Source organism: Citrobacter sp. Cpo015 (genome assembly GCF_030333035.1).
GTDB lineage: Bacteria > Pseudomonadota > Gammaproteobacteria > Enterobacterales > Enterobacteriaceae > Citrobacter > Citrobacter portucalensis.
The window spans coordinates 19,516-42,434 of sequence record NZ_JAOWGS010000031.1; the positions used below are offsets into that span (position 1 = coordinate 19,516).

The window sequence follows — 22,919 nt, forward strand, 5'->3', positions numbered from 1 at the left end:
TCCGGCCTACAAACGTTACGTCACGTAGGCCGGATAAGGTGTTCACACCGCCATCCGGCAAACTTTTCAGGTGTTATTTATCGCTGTCTTTCTGGATCTTCTTGATGATATTTGTCGTGGAGCAGCCATCTTCGAAGTTCAGCACCAGCACTTCACCGCCGTTCGCCCACACCTCTTCACTACCCGCAATCTGTTCCGGCTTATAGTCGCCGCCTTTGACCAGCAGATCCGGCAGAATGCCAGCAATCAGACGCTGCGGCGTATCTTCTTCAAAAGAGACCACCCAGTCGACGGATTCCAGCGCGCCCAGCACGATCATACGCTGTTCCAGCGGGTTGACCGGACGCGTTTCACCTTTCAGACGTTTGGTCGAAGCATCGCTGTTGACCGCCACGATCAGGCGATCGCCCAGCTTGCGCGCATTCGCCAGATAGGAAACATGGCCCGCATGCAGGATGTCGAACACACCGTTGGTCATTACCACTTTCTCGCCGCGCTTGCGGGCGCTGGCAACGGCCTGTTTCAGCTCAGATTCGCTCATCACGCCAAAGCCAGTATCAGCCCGACCGCGCACGGCGTTTTCCAGTTCAATCGGAGAAACGGTAGAGGTCCCCAGCTTACCAACGACAACACCGGCTGCGGCGTTAGCAAAATAGCACGCCTCTTCCAGTGAGTTACCCGCCGCCAGCGTCGCCGCCAGCACGCCGATAACCGTATCGCCTGCACCGGTCACGTCATACACTTCCTGCGCCTGCGTCGGCATATGCAGTGGAGATTTGCCCGGTTGCAGCAACGTCATCCCCTGCTCGGATCGCGTGATCAGCAGTGCGGAAAGGTCGAAATCAGCAATCACTTTCATGCCGCGTTCAACCAGTTCATCTTCGCTTTTGCACTTACCGGCCACCGCTTCAAACTCAGACAGATTCGGCGTCAGCAGCGTTGCGCCGCGGTAGCGTTCAAAATCGGTTCCTTTCGGATCGATAAGCACCGGCACCCCAGCCTTACGCGCCAGAGCAATCATCTGCTGCACGCTTGCCAACGCGCCTTTGGCGTAGTCGGAGAGCACCAGAGCGCCGATAGAACCCAGCGCCTGGTTAATACGCTCGTGCAGCGGCTGCGGGTCCACGCCTTCAAAACCTTCTTCAAAATCCAGGCGAATCAGCTGCTGGTTGCGGGAAAGCACGCGCAGTTTGGTGATCGTCGGATGGGTCGGCACGGAAACGAAATCGCATTTTACGTTCACATCCGCCAGCGTTTTGCTCAGCGCACGCGCCGCGTCGTCAATACCGGTCAGGCCCACCAGACGCGAATTCGCTCCCAGAGAGGCAATGTTCATCGCCACGTTTGCTGCGCCACCGGGACGTTCTTCGATGGTATCGACCTTCACCACCGGAACCGGCGCTTCAGGTGAAATACGGCTGGTAGGACCGTACCAGTAGCGATCCAGCATCACATCACCGACAACCATGACTCCTGCACGTTCAAACTCTGGCAGCGTTACTTTCATTCCTGTCTCCTGAGAGATTCTCTGAGGGTCTTAAAATTTGCGCGCGATAATAGCACACTTCACTCGGCAACCAGCCACTTCTGCCAGCTGTCACGCACCAGCGTACGTTCAGCGTCAAAGTGCTCCAGCGCCACATGGCCCGGAAGTTCCTGCAACGCAAGATGATGAAGTTCATCACGCAACGTCGTATAAGCACGGGTAAGCGCCAGCGCTTCCTGCTCGTCCATAATGTCGTTTTGCGCCAGTAATTCCAGAATGCGCACGTTATCCGACCAGCGCGTCAGCTTCGGTTTTTCATGCGCATAGCGCAGCACCAGATACTGCGTAATAAACTCAATGTCTGTGATGCCGCCTTCATCCGCTTTGATATCAAAACGATCGCGATGCTTATTGCCCAAATGGGCACGCATTTTCTCACGCATTTCGCGCACCTCGGTCTGCAAGGTTTTCCCATCGCGGACAAGGGCCATGATATCGCGACGAATCGCATCAAACTGAGAGGTCAACTGCGGGTCGCCGTACACTATGCGAGCACGCACCAGCGCCTGATGCTCCCATGTCCAGGCTTCGTTACGCTGATAATCGGCGAAAGCATCAGCTGATGTCACCAGCATTCCCGCCGCCCCTGACGGACGCAAACGCGCATCCACTTCGTACAAAATACCGGACGAAGTACGGGTACTGAAGAGGTGCATAATGCGCTGCGCCAGACGCAGATAGAACTGTCGCCCGTCAATCTCACGCTCACCGTCCGTCATCACGTCCATCGGACAGTCATGCAGGAAGATCAAATCGAGATCCGAGCTGTAACCCAACTCCCAACCGCCCAGTTTGCCATAGCCGACGACGGCAAAGCCACGCCCCTCGCGTTCGCCAAGATGAGTGGGTTGACCGTAGCGCGCGACCATCTGCGTCCACGCCTGCTGGACTACCGCATCAATAATAGCTTCCGCCAGCCAGGTTAAATGGTCGCTCACCTTCATCACCGGCAGCGTACCGGCGATATCAGCCGCAGCAATACGCAGTAGCTGCGTTTGCTTAAACTGGCGTAGAGCCTCAAGTTGCTGCTCTTCGTCATCTTCCGGCACGCGCAGCAAATACTGGCGCAGCTCATCACGGTAGGCGTCCGTCGCGGTGGGTTGATACAGGGTGTTCGGATCCAGCAGTTCATCGAGCAACAGCGGATACCGCGCCAGCTGGCTGGCGACCATCGGCGAGGCCGCACAGAGCGAAATCAGATGCTTCAGCGCCCCGGGGAATTCGCTCAGCAGTTCCAGATAGGTCGTACGGGTAACAATCCCCACCAGCAGAGGGGTAATGCGCGATAGCGGGACTGAGGCATCGTCACGCGTACAGACATCGCTCAGCAGATGCGGCATTAAATGATCCAGCACCTGGCGTCCGCGTGGACCAATGGTGCGTTTATCCAGCTCTTTGCGGAAATCAGCAATCAGAGACAGCACGCGCCGGCGATCGTCATCCGCCAGATGCGTCAGCACCGGCGTGGTGTCATCTTCCTGTAATGCATCCTGCCACAGTTCGCGCCACTGTTCTGAAAGCGACTCTTCCTGGGTTTCAGCTTCGTCATCGCCAATCAGCTCGTTAAATACCCGGCGTACGTTGTCCATATGATTGGCCAGCACATCAGTTAATTGCTGCCAGTCATCAACGTTCATCCCCCACGCCAGCCGCGCGCGATTCAGTTCATCGCCTGGCAACGTTTGGGTCTGTTCATCATTGATGCTTTGCAGCAGGTTTTCCAGGCGGCGTAAATAGAGATAGGCTGCTCGCAGTTGTTCCGTATCGGTATCAGACAGCAGGTGCAGCGCATTGATGGCGCTAAGCGTCGGTAACAGCGAGCGGGATTGCAGCGACGGTTCACGCCCGCCGCGAATCAGCTGGAATACCTGTACGATAAATTCGATTTCACGAATACCGCCCGCCCCCAGCTTGATGTTGTCTTTCAGGCCACGGCGGCGCACTTCACGAGCAATCATCCCTTTCATGTTACGCAACGACTGGATCACGCTGAAATCAATATAGCGACGGAAAACAAAAGGCCGCAGCATGGCACGAAGCTCGCTGACGTAAGTGCCGTCGGCATCGCCCATAATGCGGGCTTTGACCATCGCATAGCGTTCCCAGTCGCGCCCTTGCTCCTGGTAATAATCCTCCAGCGCAGAGAAGCTCAGTACCAACGGACCGCTGTCGCCAAACGGGCGTAAACGCATATCCACCCGATAGACAAACCCATCCATTGTGGGCTGATCTAATACCTTGATGAGTCGCTGGCCCATACGGGTAAAGAACTGGGCGTTATCCAGCTCGCGGCGCCCGCCCTGTGTGCTGCCGTGCTCTGGCCAGGCAAAAATCAGGTCGATATCGGAGGAAAAATTCAGCTCGCCGCCGCCCAGTTTCCCCATGCCTAAAATCAGCAGCGGCTGCGCCACACCTTCAGGATTACAGGGCGTACCCCATTCGCGACAGCAGGCAGCGTATAACCAGTCGCGCGCGGCGACGATCAACGTTTCAGCCAGATGGCTTAGCTGCTGCAAAATACTCTCTTCGGTCACCAGCGACAGCGTCTGTGCCCAGGCGATACGCACCATAATGCGACGGCGAAACAGGCGTAACTCACGCATCAGCGTGTTTTCATCACTAACGTCAGCCAATGTTTGCTGTAACCAGTCGGCATAGTGTTGCCATTCATCCGCCAGGGGGGGAGCGCTTTCCAGCTCAGCCAGCCATTCGGGATGGGCAATAATGCTGTCACGGACAAAATCGCTGAATGTAAGTACTGACTTCGCCTGAACGCTAAGCGAGGACTCAGATATTGCTGCTGGCAGCCGCTCAACAACGGTCGGCCAGTACTGCTGTAACGGTGAAGAGAGCTGCTTCATTTACGGGTTATCCTTTGAATGGTGCCGGATGGCGGCGTTTAGCCTTATCCGGCCTACATGACAGTTACACACATCGCGTAGGCCTGATAAGCGCAGCGCCATCAGGCATCCCGGCCTCGGTCCTGATTATCGTTTTCCGCTGTGCAGCCAGAACGGTTCCAGTGCAATTGCCTCGTTACGGAAGTGTTCAATTTCAATATATTGATTGGCCGCAATGGCGTGGCGCAAACCCTGCCAGTTGGCGATCCATTCTGATGCGACATTTTCGTCGTAGTATCCCGCCAGCATCAGCATGCTATCAATGTTGCGCGTCAAACGAGGAAGCTGATCGGCGTACTGATCGCCCAGCGGCTGCGCAAAAGCGGTTTTCAGCTCAGCGGCATGGCGTGAAAGATGGGTATCCGAGAAACGCTTAAAGGAGTCGGCAATTTTTCCCTGCGCCTTCGCATCAAGGAACGGCTGCCATCCTTTGGTCACCAGCCATTCGGTCAGCGCCAGCTTGGCCATTGCCGTTTGCGTGCTGTAAACCGCCGAAACAGCAGAAACGTCCGACGAAATGATCGCTTCCGACTGGGTCAACAAATCACGTAAGTGAGCGCTCGCTTTTCGCGGCACATTACCGCCAAACAGCATCAGAATGTGACGCACCAGGCCCATAGCCGCCAGCACCTCGGCTTTCGCCCCTTTAACGCCGCGCACCCACAGCTCTTCATGGTACTGCCACTGTGATAATGCCAGCTCCAGCGCCGCTTCCAGCCCCTGCTCAATACTCGCTTTCGCCGGAACTTTCAAAATGCGTGTCGGTTTGAGTTCGCGCGGCGCATTCCCCTGAGCAAGGTGATAACCGCGCGCTGCTTTGCTCAAGCTACCCTGGCGTAAACCGGTTTGCGAAACCAGCTGGTTTGCCAGCTTCAGTACCGCACGGGTATCGCCGCTTAGCAGTTCAAGTTCAAGCTCACAGATAGGTTCTGCAAACTCGCCCGCTTTCACCTCCCCCAGATCGAGGGCCATTTCAATCCGGCTGCCATCAACATCAACCAACCATTTCTCACGGTAAAAATCGGTGCTGAACAACGGCTGCACTTGAGAAGCAAGTTCAGCAGGCAGCTCGCCATCAGGCCAGACTTCCGTTGGGAACAAGGTGAGGTCCAGCTCAGGCGCGTTTAGCGCAACGTTATATTCCGGCCGTTGGTGCAGTCCGCCCGTCACGCGTCCGGCAATTTTCATGGTCATTTCGTAATGACCATTTTCACCGCGAATACGCAGCCCCATATCGTGACCACGCAACCACGCATCCGGTGTTTCGTAGTAGATATTCAGCAACTGGCTGGGCGCATGATGTTCTCCCCCCAGCGTATTCAGACGTTCACGTAGCGCATCTACAGCGTCATTATTGACGATAAATTTTAATTCGATTTCCTGGGCCATGGTCTTGTACTTATGGGTTATGTCACAGTTGAGAAAACTGACTGCGAACTAAGTTCGTTCTTTATGGTCAGTAGATAGTATTTTGCGCCAAATTGCCATGCAACGAGCAATTTGACGGGCGTAAAAGTTTCGAGTGGTGGCAAAAAGGACACAGATGATTCCGATTGATGTCGAATGCTTTGCGTAGAGACACTGATGCCACTACTATCGTTCCACTTTCTATGACAATAACGACAGCCTGATGCCAAAATTACGCCTGATTGGATTAACTTTACTCGCACTTAGCGCCACTGCAGTCTCTCATGCCGAAGAAAAGCGCTATGTCTCTGACGAACTGAACACCTGGGTCCGCAGCGGTCCGGGAGATAATTATCGCCTCGTGGGTACGGTTAACGCCGGCGAGGAAGTCACGCTATTACAGACCGATGCCAACACTAACTACGGCCAGGTGAAAGACAGCACCGGACGTACCGCCTGGATCCCACTGAAAGAGCTGAACAGTACGCCGAGCCTGCGTACCCGCGTTCCCGACCTGGAAAACCAGGTTAAGACCTTGACCGATAAGCTCAATAATATCGATACCACGTGGAATCAGCGCACCGCTGATATGCAGCAAAAGGTAGCGCAAAGCGACAGCGTGATCGACGGGCTGAAACAAGAAAACCAGAAGCTGAAAAACGAGCTTATCGTGGCGCAAAAGAAGGTCAGCGCAGCCAACCTTCAGCTTGATGACAAACAGCGCACCATCATCATGCAGTGGTTTATGTACGGTGGCGGCGTGTTGGGTCTTGGTCTGCTGCTCGGCCTGGTTCTGCCACACATGATCCCAAGCCGTAAACGCAAAGATCGCTGGATGAACTGAATCGCCTTCTCCGCCACACTGACATATGATTAAGGGATCATAGTTTTCAAAAGGAAAGTGGCGTGAAGATTTATCTGGTCGGTGGTGCTGTTCGGGATGCGTTATTAGGGCTACCGATTAAAGATAAAGATTGGGTTGTTGTTGGCGCCACGCCGCAAGAGATGCTCGACGCGGGCTACCAGCAGGTAGGCCGCGATTTTCCCGTGTTTCTGCATCCGCAAACCCGCGAAGAGTATGCGCTGGCGCGTACCGAACGTAAGTCAGGCTCGGGGTATACCGGGTTCACCTGCTATGCCGCCGCAGATGTCACGCTGGAGGCCGATCTTCAGCGTCGTGACCTGACCATCAACGCAATCGCCCGCGATGACGACGGGGAGATTATCGACCCGTATAACGGACGCGACGATCTGGAAAACCGTCTGCTGCGCCATGTTTCATCTGCCTTTAGCGAAGATCCGCTGCGCGTGCTGCGCGTGGCGCGCTTTGCTGCCCGCTATGCGCATCTCGGTTTTCGTATTGCTGACGAAACCATGACGCTGATGCGTGACATGACCACCGCTGGTGAACTGGAGCATCTGACACCAGAGCGGGTGTGGAAAGAAACCGAAGGCGCATTAACCACCCGTAACCCACAGGTATTTTTTCAGGTCCTGCGCGACTGCGACGCACTGCGCGTCCTGTTTCCGGAAGTGGATGCTTTGTTTGGCGTTCCAGCCCCCGCGCAGTGGCATCCGGAAATCGACACCGGCATTCACACGCTGATGACGCTGTCGATGGCAGCCATGTTAAGTCCGGAAGTCGACGTGCGTTTTGCTACGCTGTGCCACGATCTTGGCAAGGCATTGACGCCTAAAGCGCTGTGGCCGCGCCATCACGGCCACGGTCCGGCAGGTGTTAAGCTTGTCGAACAACTGTGCCAGCGCCTGCGCGTGCCGAATGACATCCGTGATTTAGCCAAACTGGTTTCCGAGTTCCACGACCTCATTCATACCTTCCCGATCCTGCAGCCGAAAACTATCGTTAAGCTGTTTGATTCCATCGATGCCTGGCGCAAACCGCAGCGCGTGGAGCAAATCGCCCTCACCAGCGAGGCCGATGTGCGTGGGCGAACCGGTTTTGAAGCGGCAGATTATCCGCAAGGCAGACTGTTGCGCGAAGCCTGGCAGGTTGCGCAGGCGGTGCCAACGAAAGACGTGGTTGAAGCTGGATTCAAAGGTCAGGCAATTCGTGAAGAACTGACCCGGCGTCGCATCGCGGCGGTAGCCAGTTGGAAGGAGCAGCGGTGCCCGAAAGCGTAGACACTGCGTTGCCGGATGCGCTGTGCTTATCCGGCCTACAGGTTCGAAACGGATATAACCCGTAGGCCGGATAAGGCAGAACGCCGCCATCCGGCACCACGGTAAGTCATCAGAAGAACACGACGTAAACGGCCGCCGCCACAATAAAGCGGTAAATCGCAAACGGAATGAACGAGATGCGTTTAATCAGTTGCAGGAAGGTTTTGATCGCCACCAGCGCCACGATAAACGCCGTCACGAAACCGACTGCAAACATCGGAATATCTGATGCGCTAAGGAAAGACCAGCTCTTGTAGAGATCCAGCGCCGTCGCGCCCATCATCATCGGCACAGCCAACAGGAAGGAGAATTCAGAGGCCGCGTAACGACTCACGCCCATCAGCATGCCGCCAGAAATCGTCGCCCCGGAGCGAGAAAAACCCGGCCACAGCGCCAGACACTGGAAACAGCCAATCATAAACGCCTGGCGATAGGTCATATCATCCAGACCCGGCGCACGCGGTTCTTTCGGCTTCAGGCATTCTGCGGCAATCAGCAGTACACCACCCACCACCAGCGCATACATCACGTTGATTGGGTTAAACAGCGATTTGATGGTGTCGTGGAAGATTAGCCCCAGTACTACGGCTGGAATCATCCCCAACAGGATATGTCCCAGCGTCAACCGACCTTTGCCAGTACCTTCATGCGGGGCCTTGCCGAAGTGAATACCGATCAGGCCAAACAGACGTCGCCAGAACATCACCACAACGGCCAGGATAGAACCTAACTGGATAACCACTTCAAATGTTTTTGCAGTGTCACCCTCAAAACCCAACAGGTGGCCAACAATAATCATATGGCCAGTACTGGAAACGGGTAAAAATTCCGTCAATCCTTCGACCACACCCAAAATTGCCGCCACCAGCAGCGAGTGCATATCACTCATTAATAAACCCCTAGATAGAGAAACCACGGCAAAAAAGAGCCGACGAAAGGACCCTTTTATACCCGTTTGTTTTAGAAATTATTAAATTAATTATTTTCTTTCAGATTATTGCCACGCTCAATGATAACCCCGACGTTCGCCGCACGGGCTACCGCGCCAGGTTTACTGAGTTTGATCCGTACCCAGGGAGAATTAAAGCGGCTAAGCAGCAGATCTGCCACCTCTTCCGCAACTCGTTCTACCAGCGCAAAGCGCCCACCTTCCACATGATTAACAACCGTTTGAGCAATATCAGCATAGCTCAGGCAATCAGCCACATCATCGCTTTTAGCCGATTTGCGGTTATCCCATGCCATTTCGATATCGAACACCAACCGTTGTTCGATCGTTTGTTCCCAGTCGTAAACACCAATAGTGGTGATTACAGAAAGTTGCTCTATAAATACAATATCCATCACGACCTGCCTGCTTTTTGGCTAACCCGGATACCACTTCCGGCGAAATATGCGTATTATCCACAGAAGTAGCGTTTTACACGACATTTTCAAAACGGAACAGCTTATGAGTGCAATCGCGCCTGGAATGATTATCTTCGCGTACCTCTGTGGCTCAATTTCCAGTGCTATTCTGGTATGCCGCCTTGCTGGATTGCCGGACCCGCGCGACAGCGGCTCTGGGAATCCGGGCGCGACAAACGTGCTGCGCATCGGTGGCAAGGGAGCCGCCGTCGCGGTACTGATTTTCGACGTCCTGAAAGGTATGTTACCCGTCTGGGGTGCCTATGCGCTAGGCGTCAGCCCCTTCTGGCTGGGATTGATCGCAATCGCCGCCTGTCTGGGCCACATTTGGCCGGTATTCTTCGGCTTTAAAGGTGGGAAAGGCGTTGCCACCGCTTTTGGCGCGATTGCGCCGATTGGTTGGGACTTAACCGGCGTGATGGCCGGGACCTGGCTGCTGACCGTCCTGTTGAGCGGCTACTCGTCGTTAGGCGCTATCGTCAGCGCGTTGATCGCCCCTTTTTACGTCTGGTGGTTCAATCCCCAGTTCACTTTTCCCGTGTCCATGCTGTCGTGCTTAATTCTGCTTCGTCACCATGACAACATTCAGCGTCTGTGGCGTCGTCAGGAGCCGAAGATCTGGACCAAGTTGAAGAAAAAACGCGAACGAGACCCCGAGTGATTTTATTGTCGGATAGCGACGCAACGGCGTCTTATCCGGCGTGGGGGATGTGATACCCCTCCACCGGTTTGCCTAATCGGTTCTGACACCACGTCGCCAGAAACTCCACGCACACGCGCAGCTTCACGCTGCGATACAGCGGCTCCTGATAAACCGCCCAGATATTAGCGCTCTGCGCATAGTCCGGCAGCACACGCACCAGTTCACCGCTGGCCAGAAACGGCTGCACATCCCATTCGGAACGCAACATAATCCCTTTTCCCTGTAGCGCCCACTGCAACACAATCTCACCGCTGTTAGAGGAAAGATGTCCCGCCACCTTGACCGACTTTTTCTCCTGACCATTGTCCAGTTCCCACACCCCGTGAGTCATATCGCGTTCTTTGGTGACCAGACAATCATGACGACTTAATTCCTGTAACGTCATCGGCTCACCGTATTTTTGTAAATACGGTGGGGCCGCACACAATATTCTTTTGTTTTTCGTTAACAAATGCGCAATATAATAATCCGGTATCTCGTCATTAATACGAATATCTAAATCGATATTATCCTGCGCCAAATCAATTTGCCGATCGTAAAGCTCAAAATGCACCTGTAATTCAGGGTAGCTATGCATCAATTCGGTAATTGCCGGTGCAATATAACTGCGCCCAAAGCCAAAACTACAGCCGATACGAATCATCCCTGCCGGGCGCGTTTTGAGTTGCGTGACGTCATCGACCAGATGCTGATAGCCCGCGAGGATCGCCTGCGCATGTTCATAGCAACGTTGACCACTCTCCGTGAGCGCTACACCACGCGCAGAGCGGCTTAGCAGCGTCGTCCCCAGCGTGGACTCTAGGATCTGAATGCGTTTTGTCACAAACGCCGGCGTTTGCCCCAGCGTCGCGGCGGCGGCGCTGAAGCTGCCGCTATGCACAATTTCAACCAACACCTGCAGGTCTTTCGCAAGGGGATACGTGTTCAGCATGATCGGTCTATCCGTAATGTTGTTCACCGCAGTGTAATTCTCTCATGCGTCTTAAACCCTGCCTTTGCGCAATTTTTATTGCCTTATCCGGACATCATTCACGAACTGTTAATTAGATATTCACAGTGGCAAATAATATTAATCCACATTTTTAGTGGTAGTTTATGGCGGAGAATTTATTTCCAGATAAATAAAAGAACTGGAGTTAACAAGATGAGCAATCAAAATAACCAAAATGCGATAAATACGCTGACGAACATTGTCGCTGATTTTACCGCCATGATTTCTACCCGCATGCCCGATGACGTCGTGGATAAATTAAAACAGCTGCGTGAAGGCGAAACCTCGCCGATGGGTAAAATCATCTACCACACCATGTTTGACAACATGCAGAAAGCTATCGACCTGAACCGCCCAGCCTGTCAGGACACCGGCGAGATTATGTTCTTCGTGAAGGTCGGTTCCCGTTTTCCGCTCCTCGGCGAACTGCAAAGCATTCTGAAGCAGGCCGTTGAAGACGCCACGGTAAAAGCGCCTCTGCGCCATAACGCGGTCGAGATTTTTGACGAAGTGAATACCGGCAAAAATACAGGTACCGGTGTGCCGTGGGTCACCTGGGACATCATCCCCGATAACGATGACGCGGAAATCGAAGTCTACATGGCAGGCGGCGGCTGTACGCTACCGGGACGCTCGAAAGTGTTAATGCCTTCTGAGGGCTACGAAGGTGTGGTGAAATTTGTTTTTGAAAATATCTCCACGCTGGCAGTCAATGCCTGTCCGCCAGTGCTGGTGGGCGTAGGTATTGCCACCTCTGTAGAAACCGCCGCCGTTCTTTCTCGTAAAGCGGTGCTGCGCCCTATCGGCTCACGTCATCCGAATCCGAAAGCGGCCGAACTGGAACTGCGTCTGGAAGAAGGACTTAACCGTCTGGGCATTGGTCCGCAAGGATTGACCGGTAATAGCTCGGTGATGGGCGTGCATATCGAATCCGCCGCGCGCCACCCGTCGACTATCGGCGTTGCCGTCTCTACCGGCTGCTGGGCCCACCGTCGCGGCACGCTATTGGTTCATGCTGACCTCTCCTTCGAAAACCTGTCTCACACCCGGAGCGCGTTATGAAAAAGATCCTCACAACCCCGATCAAAGCCGAAGATCTGGCAGACATTCGCGTTGGCGATGTCATTTACCTGACCGGTACGCTGGTGACCTGCCGTGACGTTTGCCACCGCCGCCTGATCGAACTGAAGCGCCCGATTCCTTATGACCTGAACGGCAAAGCCATTTTCCACGCGGGCCCGATCGTACGTAAGAACGGTGATAAATGGGAAATGGTTTCCGTCGGCCCAACCACCAGCATGCGTATGGAAGCGTTTGAGAAAGACTTTATCGAACAGACTGGCGTCAAACTGGTGGTCGGCAAGGGCGGCATGGGACCGCTGACGGAAGAAGGTTGCAAGCAGTTTAAAGCGCTGCACGTCATCTTCCCGGCAGGCTGCGCAGTCGTGGCGGCAACCCAGGTTGAGGAGATCGAAGAGGTGCACTGGACGGAACTCGGCATGCCGGAGTCCCTGTGGGTGTGTCGGGTAAAAGAGTTCGGCCCGCTGATCGTTTCCATCGATACCCACGGCAATAACCTGATCGCTGAAAACAAAAAGCTGTTCGCTGAACGTCGCGACCCTATCGTCGATGAAATCTGTGAGCACGTGCATTACATCAAATAACCCTCCCGGAGAGGCGCTACGCCTCTCCCCTTTCGTAGGGATACAACAATGGCACCTTTAGCTGGTTGGTGGCGATACCTGGCTCCGCTGGTGGTCATCGCCATTATTGCTGTTCTACCCGTCCCCACCGGTCTTGAGAGCCACACCTGGCTCTATTTTGCCGTCTTTACCGGTGTGATTGTCGGGCTTATTCTGGAACCTGTACCAGGTGCGGTAGTGGCGATGATTGGCATTTCGATCATCGCTGTGCTTTCGCCGTGGATCCTGTTCAGCCCGGAGCAACTCGCGCAGGACGGTTTTAAATTTACCGCCAAATCGCTGTCGTGGGCGGTATCTGGCTTTTCAAACTCGGTCATCTGGCTGATCTTCGCGGCCTTTATGTTTGGCACGGGCTATGAGAAAACCGGACTCGGTCGGCGAATCGCGCTGATGCTGGTGAAAAAGATGGGGCATAGGACGCTGTTTCTCGGCTATGCGGTGATGTTCTCCGAACTTATCCTCGCTCCCGTCACACCTTCCAACTCCGCCCGTGGGGCCGGAATAATCTACCCGATTATCCGCAACCTGCCGCCGCTGTATAACTCACAACCCAATAGCGCCAGTTCACGCTCTATTGGCTCGTACATCATGTGGATGGGCATTGTCGCTGACTGCGTTACCAGCGCCATTTTCTTAACGGCAATGGCGCCGAACCTGCTGTTGATCGGTCTGATGAAAGGCGCGTCCCACACCGCGCTGAGCTGGGGTGACTGGTTCTTAGGCATGCTGCCGCTGAGCATTTTACTGGTGCTGATCGTGCCGTGGCTGGCGTACGTGTTATATCCACCGATGCTGAAATCCGGCGATCAGGTTCCACGCTGGGCGGATACCGAACTAAAAGCGATGGGACCGCTCTGCGCTCGCGAGAAAAAGATGCTGGTGCTGATGGTCGGCGCGCTGGTGCTGTGGATCTTCGGCGGCGATTATATTGACGCTGCGATGGTCGGATACAGCGTGGTGGCGTTGATGCTGGTACTGCGCATCATTAGCTGGGATGACATCGTCAGCAATAAAGCCGCATGGAACGTCTTTTTCTGGCTGGCCTCGCTGATCACGCTGGCCACCGGGCTCAATAACACCGGTTTTATTACCTGGTTCGGCAAGCTGCTGGCAAACGGGCTGAGTGGCTATTCGCCGATGATGGTGATGGTAGCGCTGATCGTGGTGTTCTATCTGCTGCGTTACTTCTTTGCCAGCGCCACAGCCTATACCTCAGCCCTCGCACCGATGATGATTGCCGCCGCGCTGGCAATGCCGGAAATCCCGCTACCGGTCTTCTGCCTGATGGTTGGCGCCGCCATTGGTCTGGGCAGCATTCTGACCCCGTACGCCACCGGCCCTAGCCCTATCTACTACGGCAGCGGCTATTTACCAACAGTGGATTACTGGCGACTCGGTGCTATTTTTGGCCTGATTTTCCTCGTGCTGCTGGTGATTACCGGTCTGGTCTGGATGCCCCTCGTTTTACTGTAAAACCCTGGTGGGGCGACGTATTGTCGCCCCTTTATCCATAAGCTTCTCATATGATCGATTTCCCGATGCGCTGAGGCATACTTTTTTGTATGCAAACACCCTCATGCTGATAGGGGAAACGCTCTGGACACGGTTGCGCACGAGACACTCACACGGGGCTGGCAGGCCGAACTGGATCTGCATTTTACCTGCACCGGGCACAAAACGGTGCTCGCCTCGGCGCGTCATCATGGTCCATTGACGGTTCAACGCCCGTTTTACCCGGAAGAGGACGTTTGCCATCTCTATTTGCTTCATCCACCGGCGGGGATCGTCGGCGGGGATGAGCTCCATATCGCCGTAACGCTCGACGAAAACAGCCACACGTTAATCACCCAGCCTGGCGCGGGAAAGTTTTACCGCAGCCGTGGACCGCAGGCATTGCTGCGCCAGCATTTTACCCTCGCACCCCACGCGACGCTGGAGTGGCTGCCGCAGGATACGATCCTCTTTCCCGGCGCCAACGCCGCTATTCAGACCGTCTTTCATCTGACATCCGCAAGCCGCCTGCTGGCCTGGGATCTGCTGTGTCTTGGCCGACCGGTTATGCAGGAGACCTTCAGTTACGGCACGCTGCAAAACCGCCAGGAAGTATGGCGAGATGGGCAGCCACTGCTGATAGAACGCTTGCAGTTGCAGGAGGGGAATCTGAGCGGCGTCGCACATCATCCCTGGGTCGGCACGTTGCTGTGTTCTCCGGCCAGCGAACATATGCTCGAGGGCACGCGGGAGCGGCTTACGGCGCTTGGCGATTACGCCGGGGCAACGCTTAACGATTCGTTGCTGACAATCCGTTTTCTTGCTAACGACAACCTGGTTGTCCAGCGCGTTATGCGCGACATCTGGCAATTTCTGCGCCCGCTGCTGACACACAAAGCGCCCGTACTCCCGCGAATCTGGCAAACCTAAGAGAACCCTTATGGAACTGACTCCCAGAGAAAAAGACAAGCTGTTGCTGTTTACCGCTGCGCTGGTGGCGGAACGTCGCCTGGCCCGCGGGCTGAAGCTGAACTACCCGGAATCGGTGGCGCTGATTAGCGCTTTCATCATGGAAGGAGCGCGGGGCGGGCAAACCGTGGCCGCGCTGATGGAAGACGGGCGTCACGTCCTGCGCCGCGATCAGGTGATGGAAGGCGTACCGGAGATGATCCCGGATATTCAGGTTGAAGCCACATTTCCGGACGGATCGAAGCTGGTCACCGTCCACAATCCGATCGTCTAAGGAGCGGCAATGATCCCAGGTGAATATCAGATCGCAAAAGGCAATATTGCGCTTAATCAAGGGCGGGAGACCTGCACGATCGTGGTGGAAAATCATGGCGACAGACCCATCCAGGTGGGATCGCACTATCACTTTTACGAAGTGAACCCAGCGCTGCGCTTTGACAGGCTGGCTGCACGCGGTTTTCGTCTGAATATTGCTGCGGGCACGGCAGTACGTTTTGAGCCGGGACAAAAACGCGAAGTCGAACTGGTGCGCGTTGCTGGTGCACAAAGGATCGTGGGTTTTCGCAGCGAAGTGATGGGCGCACTGGAGGCAGATAATGAGTGACATTTCCCGGCAGGCGTACGCCGACATATTTGGCCCAACCACCGGCGATAAAGTGCGCCTGGCGGATACCGACCTGTGGATCGAGGTGGAACAAGACTTCACCACCTACGGCGAAGAGGTCAAATTCGGCGGCGGAAAAGTGATCCGCGACGGCATGGGCCAGGGACAAATGCGCGCCGATGCATGCGTGGATCTGGTGATCACCAACGCGCTGATCGTCGATCACTGGGGGATCGTGAAAGCGGATATCGGCATCAAAAACGGCAGGATCTTCGCCATCGGCAAAGCAGGTAATCCCGATATTCAACCCAACGTCACGATCCCGATAGGCGTAGGAACTGAAGTCATCGCTGGAGAAGGTAAGATCGTCACCGCGGGCGGCGTGGATACGCATATTCACTGGATTTGCCCACAGCAGGCGCAGGAGGCGCTGGTTTCTGGCGTAACGACGATGATCGGCGGCGGCACCGGTCCGGCCGCAGGCACTCACGCCACCACCTGCACGCCGGGCCCGTGGTATATCGCGCGCATGCTGCAGGCGGCAGATGCGTTGCCGGTTAACATTGGTTTGCTGGGTAAAGGCAATGGCTCAAAACCAGACGCCTTGCGCGAGCAAATCAGCGCGGGCGCAATTGGCCTGAAAATCCATGAAGACTGGGGCGCCACGCCTGCCGCTATCGACTGCGCGCTGACTGTGGCCGACGAGATGGACATCCAGGTCGCGCTGCATAGCGATACGCTCAATGAGTCCGGTTTCGTTGAAGATACGCTGGCGGCAATTGGCGATCGCACCATTCATACCTTTCACACCGAAGGCGCGGGCGGCGGCCATGCACCGGATATCATCACCGCCTGCGCGCATCCGAATATTCTGCCCTCCTCCACTAACCCGACGCTGCCCTATACCGTCAACACCATCGACGAGCATCTCGACATGCTGATGGTTTGCCACCACCTCGATCCGGATATCGCCGAAGACGTGGCCTTTGCCGAATCCCGCATTCGCCGGGAAACAATCGCTGCCGAAGATGTGCTGCATGACATTGGCGCGTTTTCCCTGACCTCGTCCGATTCACAGGCGATGGGGCGCGTTGGCGAAGTGATCCTGCGTACCTGGCAGGTGGCGCACCGCATGAAGGTTCAGCGTGGCCCGTTGGCAGAAGAAACCGGTGACAACGACAACCTGCGCGTTAAACGCTACGTCGCCAAATACACCATCAACCCGGCATTAACCCACGGTATCGCCCATGAAGTCGGCTCCATTGAGCCTGGCAAACTGGCCGATCTGGTGCTGTGGTCGCCCGCCTTTTTTGGCGTAAAACCGGCGACGATCGTCAAGGGCGGGATGATTGCCTGCGCGCCAATGGGCGATATCAACGCCTCGATCCCCACCCCGCAGCCGGTGCATTACCGCATGATGTTCGGCGCGCTTGGCGCGGCGCGGCACCACACCCGGCTGACCTTTATTTCGCAGGCCGCTGACGCGCAAAACATCCCGCAGCAGCTCAATCTGCAAAGCGCTATCGCCGTCGTCAAAGGCTGTCGGACGGTGAAAAAGGTCGACATGATCCACAACGGCCTGCAACCCAATATCACCGTCGATGCTCAGACTTACGAGGTGCGTATTGATGGCGAACTTATCACCAGCGAACCGGCAGATATTTTGCCGATGGCGCAACGCTATTTTCTGTTTTGAGGAGTGACGATGATCTATCTGACCCAACGCCTTGACCACGCTCACCGCGTTACTGCAAGCGTCACGCTGCCCATTGATGTCCGGGTAAAAAGTCGCGCCAGAGTAGCACTGAACGACGGTCGCGAAGCCGGGCTAATGCTACCGCGTGGTTTGCTGCTGCGCGGTGGCGATCTGCTAAGTACCGAAGATGGCAGCGAAGTGATCGAAGTGATCGCCGCACCGGAGTCGGTTTCCGTGGTGCGCTGCGCCGATCCTTTCCTGCTCGCCAAAGCCTGTTATCACCTCGGTAATCGTCACGTTCCACTGCAAATCCTGCCTGATGAACTGCGTTACCATCACGATCATGTGCTGGACGACATGCTGCGCCAGTTCAACCTTGAGGTGACATTCGCCCAGTTGCCGTTTGAGCCGGAAGCGGGTGCCTATGCGAGCGAGTCACACGGGCATCACCATGGTCATGCGCACTGATGCATAACAGCCAACAGCTACGTCTGATGCAGCTCGCCAGCAGCGCGCTCCCGGTAGGGTCATTTACCTGGTCCCAGGGTCTGGAGTGGGCGGTGGAAATCGGCTGGGTGAAAAGCGTCGATGACTTCTCTGCCTGGCAAATCCAGCAGATGGAGCAGAACTTTTTTACCGTTGACCTACCGCTGCTGGCGAGACTGTATCGCGCCTGCGAGCAGGACGATCTCGACGCAGCACGCCGCTGGAGCGCTTACCTGCTGGCCTGTCGCGAAACCCGCGAACTGCGGGATGAAGAACGCAGTCGGGGTGCGGCGTTTACGCGGCTGGTCACCGACTGGGAGTCGGATTGCTCGCGAGAATGGCGCACCCTCTTTGTCGACAGCCAACTCTGCGGCATGGCCTGGCTGGGCGTGCGCTGGAAAATTCCGCTGACGGAGCTGGCGTTAAGCCTCGGCTACAGCTGGATTGAGAGTGCTGTCATGGCTGGCGTCAAGCTGGTTCCTTTTGGACAACAGGCGGCCCAGCGTTTGATTATTGCGCTCTGCGATCGCTATGCGCAGGGTTTAGCACAGGCGCTGACGTGTCCTGACACCAGCCTCGGCTCCGCAACGCCGTTGGCCGCTATCGCGTCTGCCCGGCATGAAACTCAATATTCCCGATTATTCCGCTCCTGAGGAGAAAAAATGAGTAACTACAAGCATCCCCTGCGTGTGGGCGTTGGCGGCCCGGTTGGCTCGGGCAAAACGGCGCTGCTGGAAGCGTTATGCAAAGCCATGCGCAGCAGCTATCAGTTGGCGGTGGTGACCAACGATATCTACACCAAAGAAGATCAGCGCATTCTCACCGAGGCGGGCGCACTGGAGCCAGAGAGGATCGTCGGCGTGGAAACCGGTGGCTGCCCGCATACCGCCATCCGCGAAGATGCGTCGATGAATCTGGCCGCCGTAGAAGCGCTGAGCGAGAAATTCGGCAATCTGGATCTGATTTTTGTGGAAAGCGGCGGCGATAACCTGAGCGCCACCTTCAGCCCGGAACTCGCGGATCTGACGATCTATGTGATCGATGTTGCTGAAGGCGAGAAGATCCCGCGTAAAGGTGGTCCGGGGATCACCAAATCCGATTTTCTGGTGATCAATAAAACCGATCTTGCCCCTTACGTCGGCGCATCGCTGGAGGTGATGGAGCGCGATACTTTGCGCATGCGCGGCGAGCGTCCGTGGACGTTTACTAACCTGAAGGCGGGCGACGGTCTGGCGACGATTATTGCGTTTCTGGAAGAGAAAGGCATGCTGCGGATGTAGTAAGAATTATCGCCGGGTGGCGGCTTCGCCAGACCCGGCCTACGGTTTTGTAAGCCCGGTAAACGCAGCGCCACCGGGCAAAAAAAAACTTATGCTGCCGGTAATTCCGCCAGCGGCCAGCGTGGGCGCACGGTCACGCCAAGATCCGCCGTTGCACCCGCTTTAAAGCGCACCATGCCCGCGTAGGCGATCATCGCCCCGTTATCGGTACAAAATTCCGGACGCGCGTAAAACACTTCGCCACGACGTTTTTGCATCATCTCAGCCAGCTTTGCGCGCAGCGTACGGTTCGCACTCACGCCTCCCGCCATCACCAGACGTTTAAAACCGGTTTGATCCAGCGCGCGTTTGCACTTGATCATCAGCGTATCAACCACCGCATCTTCAAACGCTCGGGCGATATCAGCGCGGGTCTGATCGTCATTTTCGTTATTACGAATGGTATTCGCAGCGAAGGTTTTCAAACCTGAGAAGCTGAAATCCAGCCCCGGACGGTCAGTCATCGGACGCGGGAAGACAAAACGTTTTTCAACGCCTTGTGATGCCAGCTTTGACAGCATTGGGCCACCAGGATAATCCAATCCCAGCAGCTTGGCGGTTTTGTCGAACGCTTCACCGGCAGCATCATCAATCGATTCGCCCAGCAATTCATACTGACCGATACCGGTGACGCTGATCAGCTGCGTGTGGCCGCCGGAAACCAGCAGCGCGACGAACGGGAACGCAGGGGGATTATCTTCCAGCATTGGCGCCAGCAGATGCCCTTCCATGTGGTGCACAGGAATTGCCGGTACGCCCCAGGCGAACGCCAGCGAACGTCCTACGGTTGCGCCAACCAGCAGCGCACCAACCAGACCAGGACCTGCGGTATACGCCACCGCATCGATCTCTTTTGCCGTCAGTCCCGCTTCTTTCAGCGCGGCCTGGATCAACGGTACGGTTTTACGTACGTGATCGCGCGAGGCCAGTTCAGGCACTACGCCGCCGTAGTCAGCATGTAATTTCACCTGACTATACAATTGGTTGGCTAAAAGACCTTTTTCATCGTCGTAAATGGCGATGCCGGTTTCATCGCAGGATGTTTCAATACCCAGTACACGCATGACTTGTTTTACCTCGCTCTATTACCGCGCAGTGTAGGACCAATGCGGGTTGATGTAAAACTTTGTTCGCCCCAGGAGTTTCGCTCGTGTATACTCCTTGTCCTTATAAAAGTCCCTTTCAAAATCGCGTCGGTGCTTTACAAAGCAGCAGCAATTGCAGTAAAATTCCGCACCATTTTGAAATAAGCTGGCGTTGATGCCAGCGGCAAACCGAATTTATTAAAGGTGAGAGTTACATGCCGGTAATTAAAGTACGTGAAAACGAGCCGTTCGACGTAGCACTGCGTCGCTTCAAGCGTTCATGCGAAAAAGCAGGTGTTCTGGCGGAAGTTCGTCGTCGTGAGTTCTATGAAAAACCGACTACCGAACGTAAGCGCGCTAAAGCTTCTGCTGTGAAACGTCACGCGAAGAAACTGGCTCGCGAAAACGCACGCCGTACTCGTCTGTACTAATCCATTGAGAGCCAAAGCTCTCAATTCAGACTGAGTTGTAGTTGTAAGGCCGTGCTTCCGGAAGGAATGCGCGGCTTATTTTCGTTTATACACGTCATCATTCAAGCTGCCTCAGTGTTGGCTGCAGTCGCTCACCCCAGTCACGTACTGCTGTACGCTCCTGAGGATTCGCTTCCTTGCCGCTTTGATGCATCCTGAATGATTTTGTGTATATGAGTCATCAAAAAACAGGGGCTTATGGCTGGACGAATTCCTCGCGTTTTTATCAATGACCTGCTGGCAAGAACCGACATCGTCGATCTCATCGACGCGCGGGTAAAGCTGAAAAAGCAGGGCAAAAATTATCACGCGTGCTGTCCGTTCCATAACGAAAAAACCCCCTCTTTCACCGTAAACGGTGAAAAACAGTTTTATCACTGCTTTGGGTGTGGCGCGCATGGCAACGCCGTCGACTTTCTTATGAACTACGACAAGCTCGAGTTTGTGGAAACCGTCGAAGAACTGGCCGCAATGCACAACCTCGAAGTGCCCTATGAAGCAGGCAGTGGCCCCAGTCAGATAGAGCGCCATCAACGGCAAAGCCTTTATCAATTGATGGACGGCCTGAACACTTTTTATCAACAGTCTTTGATGCAGCCCGCCGCTACCCCTGCGCGCCAGTACCTGGAAAAGCGAGGATTAAGTAGCGACGTTATCACTCGTTTTGCTATTGGTTTTGCGCCCCCCGGCTGGGACAACGTCCTGAAACGGTTTGGCGGCAATGCTGAGAATCGCAAATCGCTGGTCGATGCGGGGATGTTGGTCACCAACGATCAGGGACGCAGTTACGATCGCTTCCGCGAACGGGTGATGTTCCCCATTCGCGACAAACGTGGTCGGGTCATTGGTTTTGGTGGACGCGTGCTGGGCGATGCCCTGCCGAAATATCTGAACTCCCCGGAAACCGATATTTTCCATAAAGGTCGCCAGCTGTATGGCCTTTATGAAGCCCAGCAGGATAACGCCGATCCACAGCGCCTGTTAGTGGTAGAAGGCTATATGGATGTGGTGGCGCTGGCGCAATACGGCATTAACTACGCCGTTGCATCCCTAGGGACGTCAACTACTGCCGATCACATCCAACTGTTGTTCCGCGCGACGAACAACGTAATTTGCTGTTACGACGGCGACCGTGCCGGACGCGACGCAGCATGGCGCGCGCTGGAAACCGCTCTGCCCTATATGACAGACGGACGCCAGCTACGCTTCATGTTTTTACCTGACGGCGAAGACCCCGATACGCTGGTGCGTAAAGAAGGGAAAGAGGCCTTTGAAGCCCGGATGGAGCAGGCGCTGCCGCTCTCCGCGTTTTTATTTAACAGCCTGCTGCCGCAGGTGGATTTGAGTACCCCGGACGGACGCGCACAGCTCAGTACGCTGGCATTACCGCTGATTACTCAGGTACCAGGCGAAACGTTGCGCATTTACTTGCGACAGGAGTTGGGGAACAAGCTCGGCATTCTGGATGACAGCCAGCTTGAACGTTTAATGCCTAAACTGGCAGAAAATGGGGCTTCCCGCCCTGTTCCACAGCTAAAACGTACGACCATGCGTATACTTATAGGGTTGCTGGTACAGAACCCGGGCCTCGCCCCGCTGGTTCCACCGTTAGGCGCACTGGATAGTAATAAGCTGCCTGGACTTGGCTTATTCAGAGAACTGGTCAACACTTGTCTGGCTCAGCCAGGTCTGACCACCGGGCAACTTTTAGAACACTACCGTGGCACAAATGATGCTGCGACCCTTGAAAAACTGTCGATGTGGGACGATATAGCAGATAAAGATATCGCGGAAAAAACCTTCACCGACTCACTCAACCATATGTTTGATTCGATGCTTGAACTGCGCCAGGAAGAGTTGATAGCTCGTGAGCGCACACACGGTTTAAGCAGCGAAGAACGCCGGGAACTCTGGACACTGAACCAGGAACTGGCCAAGAAATAACAGAAAGACAAAAGTAT

At 55.2% G+C, this 22,919-nt stretch carries 22 protein-coding genes; 15 read left to right on the forward strand and 7 right to left on the reverse strand.

Annotated features, from left to right (window positions below; genetic code table 11):
• Positions 1-73 precede the first annotated feature (73 nt).
• The 3 genes from hldE to OGY67_RS11115 form a co-directional block, all read right to left on the reverse strand.
• The gene (hldE, locus tag OGY67_RS11105) at positions 74-1,507 is read right to left on the reverse strand and encodes a bifunctional D-glycero-beta-D-manno-heptose-7-phosphate kinase/D-glycero-beta-D-manno-heptose 1-phosphate adenylyltransferase HldE (protein ID WP_048215525.1); all 1,434 of its coding nucleotides are present in this window, start codon (positions 1,505-1,507) and stop codon (positions 74-76) included.
• Positions 1,508-1,566: 59 nt separating this feature from the next.
• Complete coding sequence (glnE, locus tag OGY67_RS11110) at positions 1,567-4,407, reverse strand: bifunctional [glutamate--ammonia ligase]-adenylyl-L-tyrosine phosphorylase/[glutamate--ammonia-ligase] adenylyltransferase (protein ID WP_286573958.1); 2,841 nt, start codon at positions 4,405-4,407, stop codon at positions 1,567-1,569.
• A gap of 126 nt (positions 4,408-4,533) precedes the next feature.
• Entirely contained in the window at positions 4,534-5,835 is a 1,302-nt protein-coding gene (locus tag OGY67_RS11115; protein ID WP_048236782.1) for a CYTH domain-containing protein, read from the reverse strand.
• 241 nt (positions 5,836-6,076) lie between these two features.
• Between OGY67_RS11115 and OGY67_RS11120 the strand changes: the two genes are divergently transcribed.
• Positions 6,077-6,697 (forward strand): TIGR04211 family SH3 domain-containing protein, encoded by a 621-nt coding sequence (locus OGY67_RS11120; protein ID WP_003828434.1) that lies wholly within the window; start codon positions 6,077-6,079, stop codon positions 6,695-6,697.
• A 62-nt stretch (positions 6,698-6,759) separates the two neighbouring features.
• Positions 6,760-7,995 carry a multifunctional CCA addition/repair protein gene (locus tag OGY67_RS11125; protein ID WP_048215522.1) on the forward strand — a complete coding sequence of 412 codons (1,236 nt, stop codon included), beginning with the start codon at positions 6,760-6,762 and terminating at the stop codon, positions 7,993-7,995.
• A 109-nt stretch (positions 7,996-8,104) separates the two neighbouring features.
• On the opposite strand, the gene bacA is transcribed toward OGY67_RS11125, so the two are convergent.
• Positions 8,105-8,923 (reverse strand): undecaprenyl-diphosphate phosphatase, encoded by an 819-nt coding sequence (gene bacA, locus OGY67_RS11130; protein ID WP_003828439.1) that lies wholly within the window; start codon positions 8,921-8,923, stop codon positions 8,105-8,107.
• A gap of 86 nt (positions 8,924-9,009) precedes the next feature.
• Positions 9,010-9,378: a bifunctional dihydroneopterin aldolase/7,8-dihydroneopterin epimerase gene (folB, locus tag OGY67_RS11135; RefSeq protein ID WP_003024659.1), complete on the reverse strand. Its 369-nt coding sequence runs from the start codon at positions 9,376-9,378 to the stop codon at positions 9,010-9,012.
• A 106-nt stretch (positions 9,379-9,484) separates the two neighbouring features.
• Here folB and plsY point away from each other — a divergent pair, with 106 nt between their 5' ends.
• The gene (gene plsY, locus OGY67_RS11140; RefSeq protein WP_003828443.1) at positions 9,485-10,102 is read left to right on the forward strand and encodes a glycerol-3-phosphate 1-O-acyltransferase PlsY; all 618 of its coding nucleotides are present in this window, start codon (positions 9,485-9,487) and stop codon (positions 10,100-10,102) included.
• 31 nt (positions 10,103-10,133) lie between these two features.
• Here plsY and ttdR read toward each other — a convergent pair whose 3' ends face one another.
• Positions 10,134-11,075, reverse strand: a complete 942-nt coding sequence (gene ttdR / locus OGY67_RS11145; protein ID WP_032945042.1) for an L-tartrate utilization transcriptional activator TtdR — start codon at positions 11,073-11,075, stop codon at positions 10,134-10,136.
• Positions 11,076-11,288: 213 nt separating this feature from the next.
• On the opposite strand from ttdR, the gene ttdA reads away from it, so the two are divergent.
• The 10 genes from ttdA (at position 11,289) to ureG (ending at position 19,364) form a co-directional block, all read left to right on the forward strand.
• The gene (ttdA, locus tag OGY67_RS11150) at positions 11,289-12,197 is read left to right on the forward strand and encodes a L(+)-tartrate dehydratase subunit alpha (RefSeq protein ID WP_003828445.1); all 909 of its coding nucleotides are present in this window, start codon (positions 11,289-11,291) and stop codon (positions 12,195-12,197) included.
• Positions 12,194-12,799 carry a L(+)-tartrate dehydratase subunit beta gene (gene ttdB / locus OGY67_RS11155; protein WP_057067200.1) on the forward strand — a complete coding sequence of 202 codons (606 nt, stop codon included), beginning with the start codon at positions 12,194-12,196 and terminating at the stop codon, positions 12,797-12,799. The genes ttdA and ttdB overlap by 4 nt, the downstream gene beginning before the upstream one ends.
• Positions 12,800-12,847: 48 nt before the next feature.
• Entirely contained in the window at positions 12,848-14,311 is a 1,464-nt protein-coding gene (locus OGY67_RS11160; protein ID WP_286573959.1) for an anion permease, read from the forward strand.
• A gap of 123 nt (positions 14,312-14,434) precedes the next feature.
• Positions 14,435-15,259, forward strand: coding sequence for an urease accessory protein UreD (locus OGY67_RS11165; protein WP_252429625.1), 825 nt, complete (start codon positions 14,435-14,437; stop codon positions 15,257-15,259).
• Between the two features lie 10 nt (positions 15,260-15,269).
• The gene (locus OGY67_RS11170) at positions 15,270-15,572 is read left to right on the forward strand and encodes an urease subunit gamma (RefSeq protein WP_286573960.1); all 303 of its coding nucleotides are present in this window, start codon (positions 15,270-15,272) and stop codon (positions 15,570-15,572) included.
• A gap of 9 nt (positions 15,573-15,581) precedes the next feature.
• A complete protein-coding gene (locus OGY67_RS11175; protein WP_057067197.1) occupies positions 15,582-15,902 on the forward strand; it encodes an urease subunit beta in 321 nt (106 codons plus the stop codon).
• A complete protein-coding gene (gene ureC, locus OGY67_RS11180) occupies positions 15,895-17,598 on the forward strand; it encodes an urease subunit alpha (RefSeq protein WP_286573961.1) in 1,704 nt (567 codons plus the stop codon). Before OGY67_RS11175 ends, ureC begins: the two co-directional genes overlap by 8 nt.
• 9 nt (positions 17,599-17,607) lie before the next feature.
• Positions 17,608-18,066 carry an urease accessory protein UreE gene (gene ureE / locus OGY67_RS11185; RefSeq protein WP_020996339.1) on the forward strand — a complete coding sequence of 153 codons (459 nt, stop codon included), beginning with the start codon at positions 17,608-17,610 and terminating at the stop codon, positions 18,064-18,066.
• On the forward strand, positions 18,066-18,737 hold the full coding sequence (locus OGY67_RS11190) for an urease accessory protein UreF (RefSeq protein ID WP_060683212.1): 672 nt from the start codon (positions 18,066-18,068) through the stop codon (positions 18,735-18,737). Before ureE ends, OGY67_RS11190 begins: the two co-directional genes overlap by 1 nt.
• A gap of 9 nt (positions 18,738-18,746) precedes the next feature.
• Complete coding sequence (gene ureG / locus OGY67_RS11195) at positions 18,747-19,364, forward strand: urease accessory protein UreG (RefSeq protein WP_111464907.1); 618 nt, start codon at positions 18,747-18,749, stop codon at positions 19,362-19,364.
• Between the two features lie 89 nt (positions 19,365-19,453).
• Here the strand turns inward: ureG and tsaD are convergent, their stop codons facing one another.
• Entirely contained in the window at positions 19,454-20,467 is a 1,014-nt protein-coding gene (tsaD, locus tag OGY67_RS11200; protein ID WP_003024694.1) for a tRNA (adenosine(37)-N6)-threonylcarbamoyltransferase complex transferase subunit TsaD, read from the reverse strand.
• Positions 20,468-20,703: 236 nt separating this feature from the next.
• On the opposite strand from tsaD, the gene rpsU reads away from it, so the two are divergent.
• Positions 20,704-20,919: a 30S ribosomal protein S21 gene (rpsU, locus tag OGY67_RS11205; RefSeq protein WP_001144069.1), complete on the forward strand. Its 216-nt coding sequence runs from the start codon at positions 20,704-20,706 to the stop codon at positions 20,917-20,919.
• A 237-nt stretch (positions 20,920-21,156) separates the two neighbouring features.
• Positions 21,157-22,902, forward strand: coding sequence for a DNA primase (gene dnaG / locus OGY67_RS11210; protein WP_003828467.1), 1,746 nt, complete (start codon positions 21,157-21,159; stop codon positions 22,900-22,902).
• Positions 22,903-22,919 lie beyond the last annotated feature (17 nt).